The sequence below is a fragment of the Mobilisporobacter senegalensis genome, assembly GCF_003752155.1.
In the GTDB taxonomy this organism is placed as follows: Bacteria; Bacillota; Clostridia; order Lachnospirales; family Lachnospiraceae; genus Mobilisporobacter; species Mobilisporobacter senegalensis.
This window is the reverse complement of the sequence record NZ_RJVG01000009.1, coordinates 46,956-62,056: the sequence shown is the minus strand read 5'-3', so window position 1 is coordinate 62,056 and position 15,101 is coordinate 46,956. Positions and strand designations below refer to the sequence as shown.

Sequence of the window (15,101 nt, the reverse complement as noted above, 5' to 3'; positions counted from 1 at the left end):
ATTCGGAAAGAAGAGGATATAATGATAGAGAAGGATGAAGTGATAGAAAAGTCATGGTCAGAATTAGAAGTGTTTGCTAAGGATAATAAAAAGCAGATTACTCAAGTATCACAGATACTGTTAAAGTATAAGGATAAAATTAGCTTAGATAAAACACCATTAGATTATGAAACACTTATCATGGATGAAGATGAAACTGTAAAAGAAGATTTTAGAAGAGTATTTAAAACCGTATCATTTTCTTATGAAACAATTACTAACAAGCAGGATAGTATCGTATACTATTTTTATAATTACGAAGATGGAACATCATATGGGATTGTATATTTCGATAAAGATGGAAAAGATAAGCAGGATACTCTATCTTTTATGAAAAATTTTGGGGAAGTAATCCAGATAACCGATTCCATTTATGCTTACTATTATCGTCTAAACCATACGTAACATAGGATATTCCATGCTCACCTTTTTCGATTATAAATATAAAATTTATATAAGGAGAGAGTATCAATTAAGAATGGGGCGACTGGTTTGATTTATTTATTGCCAGCAATTTTGTATGGAAAAACTTTAACAACCTAAGTATTCAGAAGTTGTAGTGGTTGTGTGACCTAATGCATGACTTATCAGAGGTCAAATTACTAGAATTACAATTAAATGTTTAGGGTCATTCGACATGAAGAAACTAAGAAACCAGACTTTTCAGAATTGAAAAGTCTGGTTTCTTAGTTTGAAAAAATGCAAAAATAATTGATTTGAACATTATTGGACGCTGCAATAAACATCAATAAGAGCCCTTATTAATATTCCCCCATTTACTAATTTCATTTAGAATATTTTTAAGAGTCATACCTCTCTCTGTTAAAGAATATTCCACTTTTGGAGGAATTTGATGATATTCCTCTCGATGAATAATACCATCGGCTTCTAACTCTTTTAATTGATTACTTAACATCTTGTGTGTAATACCTGGCAAAACTCGTTTTATTTCACCGTATCTTTTTACTCCATCGTTTAAAAGATGCCACAATATCAGTATTTTCCATTTGCCGCCCAAAATATCTAAAGTATATTTTGCCGGGCAAATCTCAGTTAAATCCTTTTGATTAATTTCCACAATATCACCTCAATAATAGAATTTATTAGGGAAGAAACAATTTGAACAGGAGTACCGATTCATTGGTTATGATTTATACTATCATATTTAATAGTATATAACAATATAGTGCGTACTTTTCGTTTAAATGATATTGGGTATAATCTAAGTGTAAGCTATCTGTTCCTAAACAAATCAGTAAATAGATGATAATCAAGGAGGAAATTAAAATGAATGAAACAATTATGAATATCAAGAAGAGAAGGAGTACAAGAGTATTTTTACCTGAGCAAATTCCAGCGGAAGAATTAGATATAATTATTGATGCGGGACTAAGTGCGCCGAGTGGGCATAATCGACAGTCATGGCATTTTACTGTAGTTCAAAATAAAGAACTGCTGAATGAATTAAGTAATGAGACAAAACAAGTTGGAAAAAATATTGATGATGCATTTGTACAGCAACTAGCTAATAATGAGAAATTTCATGTTTTTTATGATGCACCAACAGTCGTAGTAGTGTCCGGAGACATTAATGGATTTATGCCAGAAACGGATTGTGCGGCAGCTACACAAAATATGTTGATAGCCGCAGAATCATTAGGAGTTGCTTCTTGCTGGGTGGGGTATATTACATATTTATTGTCAAGTGATAAAGGTAAAGAATATAAGAGACAACTGGGAATACCAGCGGATCATATACCATACTATGCAGTAGCCCTTGGTAAAAGCAGGACAAACCGCGGCAATGCACCTGTAAAACGTGAAAACACTGTGAATTTTATTAAGTAGTGAAAGATAAAGAAGATAAAATAGATGCCGGTAATTAGTATAGAAGGAACTAAGCTTAGTGAAGGGCAAAAAAGAAACCTTGTAAAAGAACTTACAGAAATATCTGCAAAACTTATGAACGTACCAGAACAAGCATTTGTAGTATTAATTAAAGAAAATGATCCTGAAAACATTGGCGTTGGTGGAGTATTGCTAACGGACAAGTAACAAATGGATATAGTATATGTTGTTGAATAATTATGTAATATAAGAAAGGAGTTAAAATATGGAGAATGTAAAACAAACAATTATAGATGCCTTTAATTTTAGATATGCATGTAAAAAGTATGATAAATCAAAGGTGATTTCTAAAGAGGACTTTCACTTAATCTTAGAAACAGGTAGACTTTCGCCTAGTTCATTTGGATTTGAACCATGGAAATTCCTGGTGGTGCAAGATGAAGATCTAAAAGAAAAGCTTAGGCCGATATCATGGGGAACAATTAATAGTTTTGATGGAGCCAGCCATTTTGTGATTATTTTGGCTCGAAAAAAAGTAGATACAATCTACAGCTCTGAGTATGTTGACAGTATTTTAAATGATATGTACAACCTTAACGCAATGCTTGAAGTCTATTCCAGGCAATTTTCAACTCCATATCCTGCACGTACGACCATTGGAGTATCATCGTTACCGCTAGGTGCTCAGGTTGAAATAGAAATGATTGCCCGCAGGAAAAAATGCAAAGAAAATAGAAGCGTATATCCGAAATCAACTAAAGGATGATCGAGCAGAAGATCAACTTACACTAAAAGAGAATATTAAGTATATCGACTATCTGAAAAATAATTGGAATATATTCACTGATTCACAAATAAAATGATATATAGAGGGAAAAAACATAATGAGCTGGTCAGGGATGAAATACCTGAAGAATTAGCAGATATTATGGAAGAGTTACATGGGATACGAAGAGAAATGAATAAAATGAAAGGAGATAACATTTATGTTCAAAAAAAAGAAAGTATTGAGTATACTGGTGGCGTTTGCTCTTGTTATTTCAATGCTCCCTTCCGTAAATGCCCATAATGCGAAAGCTGCGACCAACTGGTCATTGGTTTGGAGCGACGAGTTTAACGGAAGCACTTTAAATACGTCCAATTGGACGGCAGAAACAGGGACAGGAGCCTCTGGATGGGGTAATAACGAGTTACAATACTACACCAACCGGAGTGAAAATCTTTCCGTATCCGGCGGAAACCTTGTTATCACTGCCCGGAAAGAATCTTATGGGGGAATGAATTATACTTCCGCAAGAATCAAAACCCAGGGTCATTACAGTTTTACTTATGGTAAGGTAGAAGCAAGGATTAAGCTTCCTACCGGACAGGGACTCTGGCCTGCCTTCTGGATGTTAGGCTCTAATATTACATCGGTAGGTTGGCCGAAATGCGGTGAAATTGATATTATGGAACGGGTCAACAGTAATCCTTACGTTAACGGAACCGTACACTGGGATTCCAATGGGCAGGCGGATTACGGGCAGATATCAGGAACTCTTGATTTCTCACAGTATCACACATATTCCATAGAATGGGACTCCAGCTATATTAGGTGGTATGTGGACGGAACACTGTTTAATGAATTTTATATTCAGAATAATGCCGGCGGAACAGAAGAATTCCAAAAGCCATTTTTCATTCTGTTAAATCTTGCAGTAGGAGGAAATTGGCCGGGAAGTCCGAACAGCTCGACACCATTCCCATCACAGATGCTTGTGGATTATGTGAGGGTATACCAAGGACAGTCTTCATCACCTTCGATTGTAAGCGGCGGAATCTATACTCTGGCAGCTAAGTGCAGCGGGAAGGTGCTGGACGTGGCGGATGTTTCCTATAACGATGGAGCAAAGATACAGCAATGGACCAATTACAGTGCGAGTAACCAGAGGTTCCGCATTGACGATATGGGAGACGGGTACTATAAATTAACTGCCGTCCACAGTGGAAAATGTCTTGATGTCCCATACGGAGCAGCTACCGTAGGGTTGCAGCTTCAACAGTGCTATGATAATGGAAATGATGCGCAAAGATGGAGGATTGTAGATGTAGGAAACGGCTATTACAAGCTGATATCAAAAGCCACAGGTTTAGCAATGGACGTGGATCATTCCTCAACAGCAGACGGTGCAAAAGTACAGCAATGGAACGATAATGGTACGGATGCTCAGAAATGGTATCTGACAAGAGTTCAATAATCTAACAGATACATTAACAGCTCACATGACTTGATGAAGTATCAAGATTTGTGGGCTGTTTTTCTATATTTATTTAAGCAGAAGAAAAAAGTTCGTCTCGTTCTGCTTTCTCAATGTTGTATTTATTCTTTTTCAAGAGTATTATAAACGTAGTGGTTTATTAGTGCGAACCAAAGAACAGACAAGGTGAGATGACGATTATGGATAAAAAAGAACAAATTAAGATGATACAAGAAGATTTTAAGAATGCACAATCGACTTTGACAGCAATTGGAGATGAAACGCGCCAGATCATACTTCTAGTTTTAATGGAGTCCGATTGCAAAAGCGGAATGCGTGTTGGAGAAATCACGGCAAAAACACACCTTTCGCGACCTGCTGTATCACATCAATTGAAAATATTGAAGGACATAGGAATTGTAAGAATGAGAAAAGAAGGAGCTAAAAACTACTATTATATTAATGTTTCTACAAAATTAAATATATTAAAAAAACTGGTTTTAGATATTGAACATTTGATTAAAGAATTTTATGTGTGAAACTAAAAATGATTTTTCAGGAGTGGACGCAAAGATTGGTGCAAAAGTTACCATTTTAAAGAAGGTGATGAAATGAACCATGTGAATGAGAATGTTGAGGTGTGAGTAATGAATAGTACTGTAAAAATTGATATAGAAAAATGTATTGGATGTGGGCTATGTTGTAAAGACTGTCCTCACCATGTGCTTGTACTGCAAAACGGGAAAGTCACAATGCTGGCTGAAAAATGCCTTGAATGCGGTCATTGCGTTGCTATATGTCCAAAAGATGCTTTTACTATGAGCGGGTATGATATGGATGAAGTCAAAACATATGATAAAAATATCTTCGGTATTAAAAGGATCAGAAAAAAGCTTGGTCTTGCCAAAAAAGAAAATGTGGTAACCTGCCTTGCAATAGGATATCCCGATGTTAAATATATGCGGACGGTTCCCAGAAGGAAAGCTGAGATTGAATGGAGATAAAAGCAAATATAAAGGCAAATATATACGAATAATTGGAGGTAATTTTATGGGCAGTGCAATAGAAAATAGAGTTTCACGGAGAAAGTTTGAAAAGGAACCGATTACAGATTGGGAAAAAGAAAATATTATTTCTCTCATTAATCAATTAAATGAAGCATCCGGTTTAGCAATGGAATTTCTGGAGGATGGAAGCGGTGCTTTTGGGAAGTTAAGAAAAAGTTATGGGTTATTTACCAATGTACGTTCTCTTATATTGATGAAAGGCAAGAAAGATGATAAAGATTTGAAGGAAAAGATCGGATATTACGGAGAAGATTTGGTTCTTGCCATAACTGATTTAGGCCTGGGAACATGTTGGGTTGGAGGCACCTTCGATAAGGATGAAATATCTATTGATAGTGGCGAGGAACTGGCTTGTGTTGTAGTAGCAGGTAAAGTGGCGGCCCCCTCACTAACAGAAAAAATGGTGCGGTCGGCTACACATAGAAAAGTAAAGAGTATGGAAGAACGAATCATAAGCGATCAGCCTTTGCCTCAATGGGTGCAAAACGGAATGAAAGCTGTACTACTTGCTCCAAGTGCTAAAAACACACAAAAAGTAATGTTTAAGTATGAGAACAATATCTTAAGCGCTCAAATTGCGGATGACTATTCAATGGATCTGATTGATTTAGGTATTGCAAAGAAACATTTCGAGATAGGAACAATAGGAAAGTTTGAATTTGGGAATGGAGGTATCTTTCATTTAAAATAGATAATAACAGATGTTAAGCACTCAGAAAACGATAGCAACAGGAAGGTGTAAGATTAAAAAATCAATATTGCTACCTTAAACGAATAGGCTCAATTGACATCAATTCAATCAACTCGAGCCATGTGGAATCATAGTCCTATTGCAACGGAAAAACAGTTGAATTATAGAGAAAAATGAAACTCTGGAAACCCCTCGGTATGTGTTTGTGGGAACATATCGAGGGGTAAATTTTTTGAGGTGGGCTGGCGTTGACGGGATTATATTATATAATGGCTATTTTGGAAAAGTTGAATGAGACAGGATGGATGATATAAAAGAATGTAGATTAAAAGGCTGGTAAATTAAGATTAATTCGTAAAGAATTAGCATTTCTGTTATACTGGGATTAACAGGAACAGGAGGGAGTCATATGGCAAATCAGAAGTGTCAGAATGAGTACATACGAAGAATTCATAAAGTTCAGGAACATAGCAGATGCAACCAGTATAAGCTGTCGTATGGTTACCCGTGGTGGATCATTAATGATAAAGAATATATATACCATATGCGAAGGATAGAATCAAATTGATTAAAGAGTATATTGAACCAGTATTTGAAAATCGTGTATAATGAATCCCATTTTTTCTATATCAGTATATTTATCAACATAATTTCTATATCCCATATAAGGAGGATAAGTATGAAAAACTTTCAAAGAAAAGACCTAATGTTTTCGTTATGTGGTTTAAATTGCGAACTTTGTACTATGAAATTGGATAATTACTGCCCCGGTTGTGGTGGAGGTGGAGGTAATCAAGGCTGTTCTATTGCCAAGTGCAGTTTACAGCACGGAGACATTGAATACTGTTATCTATGCAATGAATATCCTTGTGCAAAATACAAAGATATAGATGAATTTGACTCTTTTATTACCCACCGCAATCAGATTAAAGATATGAAAAAAGCCCAGAAAATAGGTACAGAACAATACAATTCTGAATTAATAGAAAAAGCCGAGATACTAAAACATCTGCTCGCAAACTATAATGATGGACGCCGAAAAAGCTTTTTTAGTCTGGCTGTAAACCTTTTAGATTTGAATGACTTGAAAAATATTATAGAACAAATCAATTCTAAGACTGCATATGTGAACTTAACACTAAAAGAAAAAGCAAGTGTTGCAGTAACAGTTTTTCAAACTGCTGCAGAACCGAAAAATATTGTTTTAAAGCTTAATAAAAAGCATGCAAAGAAGTAATATATTTCGGTGAAAATATAATGTTTTTAACGGAGGTGGTCAAAGTGATTGAGATTTACTATATTGAGGATGATGAGAATATAGCGCAAGTTGTCAAAGAGTATTTGGAAGGCAAGAATTGTAGTGTTTCTATATTGCCAACGATTGCAGATGCCAAGGACGCTTTACAGAAACACGTACCAGGGATAGTTTTGGTGGATTGGAATATGCCCGATGGACAGGGAAATATGCTTTGCAAATGGATACGTTCCAAGTGGAGAGAGTTACCAATCGTTTTTCTGACAGTTCGGGATGATACCCGTGATATTGTTTTAGGCTTCCAGAATGGTGCGGATGATTATATAGTAAAACCATTTGAACTTGAAGTTTTATACTCGCGTATTCAGGCATTGCTCCGCAGGGCAGGAAATGTGTCAGAAAAATACCTTTCTTGTGGTAGTATCTCTCTTGATCAGAGTCGCATGATGGTTTTTTGCGGTGGGAAAGAAATCAATTTAAGTCAGGCGGAATATCAGCTTCTTTTGCTTTTGATGATAAACAAAGGGAAAACAGTCACAAGAGAGAGACTTCTAGAACAGATATGGGATAATAATGGAAATTATGTGAATAACAATACGCTGACTGTTACGATGAAGCGTATACGGGAAAAATTAAATCAACCCTCCTGTTTGAAAACGATACGAAGTTTTGGTTATCGTATGGAGGATTCAGTATGAACGGGAAAAAGAATATAAGAATGACAATGCTGTTTGTGCTGGCTGCCAGTTTGCTTTCAGCTTCTCTTACAGCAGTACTCCTGACAAACTATTATGGTCATGCACAATTTCAGATATTGGGAAGTGCCTGCCAGGAAATTGTGCAGAAACAGCCAGAGGCAACGGAGACCGTATTGAACACTATAAAAGAATACAAAAATTCATCAGCAGTACAATCGGGGGAAAATATCCTATTGTCTTATGGGTATCAGCAATCGGATTTTTTAGAGCCGTTACAAAGAAATATCATTTACTTCATCGGAATTGGTTTCGTTATAGGTGCCTTTCTCGTTATGGGTGCCTTTTGGTATTGGCACAGAAAAGAAATTTCTCGTATAGAGGCTTTGACCAATTATCTGGAAAAAGTAAATACCGGAGGTCCTGGTTTGCTTCTGGAGGTCTCCGAAGACGATTTTTCCAGACTAGAGGATGAGATGTACAAAACAGTAACCACCCTATACCAGACAAGAGATGCTGCGTTGGAAGCAAAAAACAATTTTGCGGATAATCTCTCTAATATTGCTCATCAACTCAAAACACCGATTACTGCAATTTCTCTTTCTACCCAAATGATGAAAGAACGTCCTTCCCAGGAATACCTGGTGCAAATACAAAAACAGTTAAATAGGCTTACACATCTTGAAGAAGCATTGCTGTTATTATCACGTATTGATGCAGGGACACTTACGTTAGAATGGGAGAAAGTCGATGTGTTCACTGTTCTTACGCTGGCTGCCGATAATTTGCAGGAACTGTTTACACAGGCAGGGGTTTCAGTTGACATTCCAGAAATGGGTGAAGCTGAGATTATTGCAGATTTGGATTGGACAATGGAAGCAATTATGAACCTTTTGAAAAACTGTATGGAGCATACTCCAACGGGAACTACGGTCCACTGTGCCTATGAGAAAAATCCTCTGTATTTACAAATACGAATATGGGATGAAGGACAGGGATTTACAAGAGAGGATATCCCTCATATTTTTGAACGTTTCTATCGTGGGAAGAATACAAAAGATGGTATTGGAATAGGGCTTCCTCTTGCAAAGGCAATTATTGAAATGCAGAATGGCATGATTAGTGCCATAAACTTGCCCAATGGAGGTGCTTGCTTTGAAATTCGTATTTATAGTCACTAAGATGTCACTTTATTATGCTATGATGAAATCGTTCAAATATGAATAGAAAAATATCATAGGAGGTTTGGAATGGAAATACTGAAATGTAGTGATATAGAAAAAGTATTTGGAAAAGGCAGCAATCAGGTTGCCGCACTGAATGGTATTGACCTTTCTGTTGAGAAGGGGGAATTTGTGGCTGTCATTGGAGCATCGGGTTCCGGCAAATCAACCCTTCTGCATATTTTGGGCAGTGTTGATAAGGCGACAAAAGGGAAGGTAATTGTAGATGGCGTTGATATTGGAAAGCTGAATGCTACCGATTCTGCTATTTTTAGAAGAAGAAAGGTTGGATTAGTTTATCAATTTTATAATTTAATTCCTACTTTGACGGTAAGAAAGAATATTCTTATACCCATGCTTCTGGATAAAAGAAAGCCGGACAAAGAGTATTTTGAGAATATTATAGGCATTTTAGGGATTGGTGATAAACTGGAGGCTTTGCCACACCAGCTTTCTGGAGGACAGCAGCAGCGTGTTGCGATTGCCCGTTCTTTGATTTATCGTCCTGCACTTTTACTTGCTGACGAGCCGACTGGAAACCTTGATCAGAAAAATTCCAAGGAGATTATTGACCTTTTAAAACTGTCCAACCGTAACCTGAAACAGACAATCTTACTAATCACCCATGATGAAAAGATTGCATTGGAGGCAGATCGTATTGTAACCATCGAGGATGGGCAGATTATCAGCGACCAGAAGCGGAGGTGAGAGCGATATGTGGAAGGATTATTCAGCAAATTATATTAAGAACAATCGTGCATCCAGCGTATCAATTATGGTAGCCGCTCTTATCTCTACTCTGTTTCTGTCTTTTCTGTGTAGTGTGTTTTACAATTCCTGGACATATGAAGTCGAACAGATTATTTTAGAGGAAGGGGATTGGCAGGGACGAATTATGGGAGACATAGGCGAGGAAGAGTTAGACGTAATTCGGAATTTTGCTAATGTGGAAAAGATTGTTGCCAATGAAAAATTGTCCCGAGAGCAGAAAATAGCAGTTGATGTTTACTTTCATGATATGAGGACAATTTTTCGGGATATGCCTCTGATTGTAGACAAACTGGGATTAGAGGAAGATGCAGTCTCATACCATTTGCTTCTTTTGTCCAGATACTTAATTCATGATCCTCAGGATAAGGAACCGCCATTGTTGATGACATTTTATCTGGCAGTGTTGGCTATAGTTTCGTTTTCCCTGGTTTTAATCATTCGAAATTCCTTTGCAGTGTCTATGCGTGCAAGAATTCATCAATTCGGTATTTTTTCCAGTATCGGAGCTACACCGAAACAAATTCGGACTTGTCTGATGCAGGAAGCTGCCGTACTGTGTACCGTGCCGATTTTACTTGGCAGTTTTCTGGGGATTATTTCTAGTGCTGGTGCGATGTGGGCGGCAAATCTTATCGCAGAGGATGTTGTTGAACGGCATGAGGCTGTTTTTCAATATCATCCACTTATATTTATGATTACTATTTCGGTCTCTGTATTGACGGTACTCTTTTCTGCATGGATGCCGGCGAGAAAATTAAGCAGACTAACGCCCCTTGAAGCCATTCGAGGTACAGATGTATTATCACTGAAAAGAAAAAGAAATCCCCAAATACTGTTCCGATTGTTCGGAATGGAAGGGGAATTGGCAGGAAATGCATTGAAAGCACAGCGAAAGGCATTACGTACCGCTTCATTATCTCTGACACTTTCTTTTTTAGGCTTTACAATGATGCTATGCTTTTTTGCTCTTACAGATATTAGTACAAGACATACTTATTTTGAAAAATATCAGGATGTATGGGATGAGATGGTGACCATAAAGGATACAAAGATAGAGGATTTTTACCTGACAGAGAAGTTGCGTGAACTGGAAGGAGTGCAGGATGTAATTGTGTATCAAAAGGCGGCATCTGCAATTTCTGTTTCAGAGGAATGGCAAAGTGATGAGTTATCTGCGCTCGGCGGTTTGGGGGCGGTTGCAGGGTCTTTTGTGTCTAAGAGTAATGATGGTCCATGGCTGGTAAAGGCTCCTGTCGTTATAATGGATGATGAGGCGTTTAAAGAGTATTGTGAACAAATCGGCATAGCATCCCGGCTGGATGGAACGGTTATTTTGAACCAAATATGGGACAGTATAAACAGCAATTTCCGGTATAAAAAATACATTCCCTATGTGAAGGAAAACAGGGAAACAATTATCTTACAGAAGACAGAAAAGGAGCAAGGAGCAGTAGAAATCCCTGTGTTTGCCTTTACCCGGCAAGTTCCGGTTTTGCGGGAGGAATACGATAATTACACATTGGTACAGTTTATTCCATTGTCTTTATGGGAAAAAATATCGGGACAGGTAGAAGGTACTGAAACTGATATCTATGTTCGAATACTGGCCAGAGATGGGGTTACACTTGCAGAATTGAATGAATTGGAAGAAAACATATCCCAGCTCGTTGGAGAAACATATGAAATAGAAAGCGAGAATCGGATTCAGGAGAAAATTACTAATAATAAAATGATAAATGGTTATAAACTGATTCTTGGTTCATTTTGTTTCTTGCTCGCACTTATTGGAATTGCCAATGTGTTTTCCAATACGCTTGGTTTCCTGCATCAGAGGAAACGGGAATTTGCCCAGTATATGTCCGTTGGACTGACGCCGGCGGGTATGCGTAAAATGTTTTCTGTTGAAGCACTGGTTATCGCAGGACGTCCACTTCTGATCACACTTCCCCTTATTGGGGCATTTGAAGTATTTGCAACTAAGGCGAGTCATTTAAAATTGATGGAAGTTCTACCAGAGTTTCCGGTGGTATCGATTTTAAGTTTCAGTCTGGTCATTTTTGGCTTTATTGCGCTGGCTTATTATATTGGAGGGAAGCGTCTTCTGCAGTGCGATTTAAGTGAGGCATTGCAAAATGACACCATGGCTTAATGCAGATATGATATCTGGGTTGCCCTTGCCTGGTGTATAGCAATAATAGTTGTTGCTTATATCTTTGCAATGAGAATCTATAAAAAATTATAACCCGTCCTTATGCTATTACCCATGTGGAGATGGTAATATTGATGTCACAAATTGAAAAATAGAAGAATAGAAAAACTGAAAAATAAAGGGATTTCAAGCCTTGATGCCTTTCAAATAAATATGAGGGGGAGTTTGGTGTTGGGAATCCCTTATTTTATAGAGATTTTTGCACACACCCTTCGTGACATGCCTGGCATTTACATAGATTGTGAGGCAGTCTCTGACAAAATGCTTATTATGCTTGTTAAGGAGTATATTGTTCTGATATACTAATTACCTCATCTCCCTCTGACACAATCCAAAATGGTGGTGTATAGTCAATAAATGAGTCTAAATGAGTAATAAAATCATCCAAACTAACCTTAGTAGGTTTTCCGTAATCACTATTGTTCCAATCAATAATCTCATACACTGCATTATCCCTAATACTATAATTTCTTGTGTCTGTTTCGGGATTGTTTATATAAAAACCATTCGTCAAATCAGTATCTATGTCAAGTTTAAGATCTTTGATCCGGTCTGGATTATCTACTGTTATCCATTCAATTGAGTCAAAATCAAAATTCATATCTTTCGTATTAAAGTTATAAATATAACCTATTTCCTTAATTGCTACATTATCAGATTCGCCTTGATTATCCTGAATCTCTGTGCTGTCATGCTTATTTTGATTTTGACAGCCACTTAGTATAAACAGAACAAAGGCAAGTGAGAGGATTAAAGTTAAACTTTTTCTGGATCCCATAGTTCATAACTCCTTTCATATTTTTGTTTCTATGAGCATTATTTGATGAGACGAAACATAGAATTTTCGCCTGACAACAGAGTATAGTCATTATTTTATATTGTATGCTCCCTAATTTAGTATAGCACACATATGCATGGAGATAAATGGAAGTGCCCATGAGGGAATAGATTTGCACATGGTTGGGCTCTGGTTCTTGTAGGCGCAGATCATTTTTCCTATAGCTTTTTTCGGATGATTTGTCTACAATATTTGAAGGAATCAATTTTCTCCTCATATCAGCTCGAGGGGGCAGTTTTTGGTTTCACAAACGCAAATGATTATAAGAGTGCCATGGAAACATTTTATCAAAAGAATGAAAAGATGATAAATACTAAATACTAGAAATATTAAATACAGTATCATAAAATGGAGAAAGAAAATGAGTAAACAAAGAGCTTTTCGATTTAAAGTATTAATTTTTACAATATTACTTCTAATTTTAGCCTTGATCATTGGTGCCTATGTTATTAAAGAAAAAGGTGGGGAAAAGACGCCAGTGAAAGAGGAGCCCAATATTACTGATCCAGTTAGTAGTGAACCATTAGAACCGGAGAATAACCAGAGTTTAAAACGTGAGGAATTAATCAAGCATACATTTTCATTAGCGAAGGAAGGTAAGGTTCCTGGAATATCCTTTATTCTTGATAATACAGAATGGAAGGAAGTTAATAAAGAGTGGGGAGAATCAAATAATATTTCCAAAACAGCGAAGGGTAGATATGAGGAGTATGAGGATCACCATGTCACCATTGGTTATGCCAATCAGATTGTTAATGATATCAGGACTTATAATCCTGAAATACGATCCATTTCTTTAGATGAAATTAAGAAAATTGGTGGAGAACCTGATACTATTCGATATTATAAGGATTCAACTTATGACCAAATCATACTTGTCTATCATGCAACTGCTTCCATTGATTTATTATGGGTTTTGCCTAAACCAACAGATAAAAACCCAAACCCTAAAGTAGATCATACATCACTCTATGCACAGATTGAAAAAGAACCAAATCAACAAGACAATCAATCTATTTCGGAAGTGATTTCAAAAATGGACTTAGAAGAAAAAATTGGGCAGATGATCCTTGCTGGGATTTCTGGAACTACAATGGATACGGATGCAAAAAAATTAATAAATCAATCCCATGTTGGAGGAATTATTTTTTATAAATATAATCTCGAAAACTCTGTACAAACAGTTCAACTTGTCAATCAAATGAAAGCTGAAAATAGTTCAAATCTACCGTTATTTCTAGGTGTTGACCAAGAGGGAGGACGTGTGACAAGGTTACCGGGCAAACTGGTTAATTTCCCTTCAAACAAGCAGATTGGAGAAATAAATAACCCAGAATTTTCATATAAAATTGGAACACTTTTAGGTATGGAATTAAAAGAATTCGGCTTAAATCTTGATTTTGCACCTGTTCTTGATATTAATAGCAATCCTAATAATCCTGTGATTGGTGATAGATCTTTTGGGAACAATACGGATATAGTAAGCGAACTGGGGACTCAAACAATGAGAGGGATACAGTCTCAAAATATAATTCCTACAATTAAACATTTTCCCGGGCATGGAGATACGTCAGTCGACTCACATCTGGAACTCCCAATTGTAAATAAAAAACTGAAAGAACTTATGAAGCTAGAGTTAATTCCGTTTGAACGTGCAATTGATCAAGGAGCAGATGTTGTTATGGTAGCTCATATCTTAATACCTGAGTTAGACAAAAATAATCCGGCTTCCATGTCAAAGATTGTGATTACAGATATTCTTAGAGAGCAACTTGATTTTACTGGGGTAATCATAACGGATGACATGACAATGGGCGCTATTGTAGAGCATTTTGATATTGGTAAAGCGGCAGTAGAATCAGTAAAGTCAGGGAGCGATATTATTTTAGTAGGGCATGACTATACTAATGTTGTAAAAATTCTCGCTTCTCTAAAAAAAGCAATTCAAGAAGGAGAAATCTCAGAGCAAAGAATTAATGAAAGTGTGGAAAGAATTATTAAATTAAAAAGAAAGTATGGTATAAAGGATGAGGAAGTTGACAGTGCAGACATAGAGAATATAAATCAATTGATCACTGATCTTCTGAATAAATATATACAATAGTTATGGCAACAGGAGGCTCGCTCCATAGCTAAATTTTAGCTATGGAGCGAGCCTCCTGTTGTTTTGCAGTTTTTTAGATTCCAAACGTTCCTTCCACCTGGATGGAATGATTCATTAATATCAG

General features: G+C 36.7%; 17 protein-coding genes. 15 read left to right on the top strand and 2 right to left on the bottom strand.

What is annotated here, in order from left to right:
* The first annotated feature begins 21 nt into the window (after nucleotides 1-21).
* Nucleotides 22-444: a hypothetical protein gene (locus EDD66_RS13990; RefSeq protein ID WP_170164366.1), complete on the top strand. Its 423-nt coding sequence runs from the start codon at nucleotides 22-24 to the stop codon at nucleotides 442-444.
* A 340-nt stretch (nucleotides 445-784) separates the two neighbouring features.
* Here EDD66_RS13990 and EDD66_RS13985 read toward each other — a convergent pair whose 3' ends face one another.
* Nucleotides 785-1,117, bottom strand: coding sequence for a winged helix-turn-helix transcriptional regulator (locus EDD66_RS13985; RefSeq protein ID WP_330511247.1), 333 nt, complete (start codon nucleotides 1,115-1,117; stop codon nucleotides 785-787).
* 209 nt (nucleotides 1,118-1,326) lie between these two features.
* Here EDD66_RS13985 and EDD66_RS13980 point away from each other — a divergent pair, with 209 nt between their 5' ends.
* From EDD66_RS13980 to EDD66_RS13920, 13 genes are all read left to right on the top strand, one after another.
* The gene (locus EDD66_RS13980) at nucleotides 1,327-1,887 is read left to right on the top strand and encodes a nitroreductase family protein (protein ID WP_170164365.1); all 561 of its coding nucleotides are present in this window, start codon (nucleotides 1,327-1,329) and stop codon (nucleotides 1,885-1,887) included.
* A gap of 24 nt (nucleotides 1,888-1,911) precedes the next feature.
* Nucleotides 1,912-2,094 (top strand): 4-oxalocrotonate tautomerase DmpI, encoded by a 183-nt coding sequence (gene dmpI, locus EDD66_RS13975; protein WP_123610216.1) that lies wholly within the window; start codon nucleotides 1,912-1,914, stop codon nucleotides 2,092-2,094.
* A gap of 58 nt (nucleotides 2,095-2,152) precedes the next feature.
* Nucleotides 2,153-2,653: a nitroreductase family protein gene (locus EDD66_RS13970; protein ID WP_123610215.1), complete on the top strand. Its 501-nt coding sequence runs from the start codon at nucleotides 2,153-2,155 to the stop codon at nucleotides 2,651-2,653.
* Between the two features lie 220 nt (nucleotides 2,654-2,873).
* Nucleotides 2,874-4,124 carry an RICIN domain-containing protein gene (locus EDD66_RS13965; RefSeq protein WP_123610214.1) on the top strand — a complete coding sequence of 417 codons (1,251 nt, stop codon included), beginning with the start codon at nucleotides 2,874-2,876 and terminating at the stop codon, nucleotides 4,122-4,124.
* Between the two features lie 200 nt (nucleotides 4,125-4,324).
* Nucleotides 4,325-4,663, top strand: a complete 339-nt coding sequence (locus EDD66_RS13960; RefSeq protein WP_207667795.1) for an ArsR/SmtB family transcription factor — start codon at nucleotides 4,325-4,327, stop codon at nucleotides 4,661-4,663.
* Between the two features lie 108 nt (nucleotides 4,664-4,771).
* Complete coding sequence (locus EDD66_RS13955) at nucleotides 4,772-5,128, top strand: 4Fe-4S dicluster domain-containing protein (protein ID WP_123610212.1); 357 nt, start codon at nucleotides 4,772-4,774, stop codon at nucleotides 5,126-5,128.
* A gap of 46 nt (nucleotides 5,129-5,174) precedes the next feature.
* Entirely contained in the window at nucleotides 5,175-5,882 is a 708-nt protein-coding gene (locus EDD66_RS13950) for a nitroreductase family protein (protein WP_123610259.1), read from the top strand.
* 409 nt (nucleotides 5,883-6,291) lie between these two features.
* Nucleotides 6,292-6,450, top strand: a complete 159-nt coding sequence (locus EDD66_RS13945) for a hypothetical protein (RefSeq protein ID WP_207667794.1) — start codon at nucleotides 6,292-6,294, stop codon at nucleotides 6,448-6,450.
* 111 nt (nucleotides 6,451-6,561) lie between these two features.
* Nucleotides 6,562-7,119 carry a DUF3795 domain-containing protein gene (locus EDD66_RS13940; protein ID WP_123610211.1) on the top strand — a complete coding sequence of 186 codons (558 nt, stop codon included), beginning with the start codon at nucleotides 6,562-6,564 and terminating at the stop codon, nucleotides 7,117-7,119.
* Nucleotides 7,120-7,163: 44 nt separating this feature from the next.
* Nucleotides 7,164-7,835: a response regulator transcription factor gene (locus tag EDD66_RS13935; RefSeq protein ID WP_123610210.1), complete on the top strand. Its 672-nt coding sequence runs from the start codon at nucleotides 7,164-7,166 to the stop codon at nucleotides 7,833-7,835.
* A complete protein-coding gene (locus EDD66_RS13930) occupies nucleotides 7,832-9,013 on the top strand; it encodes a sensor histidine kinase (RefSeq protein WP_123610209.1) in 1,182 nt (393 codons plus the stop codon). The genes EDD66_RS13935 and EDD66_RS13930 overlap by 4 nt, the downstream gene beginning before the upstream one ends.
* Before the next feature lie 69 nt (nucleotides 9,014-9,082).
* Complete coding sequence (locus EDD66_RS13925) at nucleotides 9,083-9,763, top strand: ABC transporter ATP-binding protein (RefSeq protein WP_123610208.1); 681 nt, start codon at nucleotides 9,083-9,085, stop codon at nucleotides 9,761-9,763.
* A 7-nt stretch (nucleotides 9,764-9,770) separates the two neighbouring features.
* Nucleotides 9,771-11,975, top strand: a complete 2,205-nt coding sequence (locus EDD66_RS13920) for an ABC transporter permease (RefSeq protein WP_123610207.1) — start codon at nucleotides 9,771-9,773, stop codon at nucleotides 11,973-11,975.
* 337 nt (nucleotides 11,976-12,312) lie between these two features.
* On the opposite strand, the gene EDD66_RS13910 is transcribed toward EDD66_RS13920, so the two are convergent.
* The gene (locus EDD66_RS13910) at nucleotides 12,313-12,813 is read right to left on the bottom strand and encodes a hypothetical protein (protein ID WP_123610206.1); all 501 of its coding nucleotides are present in this window, start codon (nucleotides 12,811-12,813) and stop codon (nucleotides 12,313-12,315) included.
* Between the two features lie 421 nt (nucleotides 12,814-13,234).
* On the opposite strand from EDD66_RS13910, the gene nagZ reads away from it, so the two are divergent.
* Nucleotides 13,235-14,977, top strand: coding sequence for a beta-N-acetylhexosaminidase (gene nagZ, locus EDD66_RS13905; RefSeq protein ID WP_123610205.1), 1,743 nt, complete (start codon nucleotides 13,235-13,237; stop codon nucleotides 14,975-14,977).
* Nucleotides 14,978-15,101 lie beyond the last annotated feature (124 nt).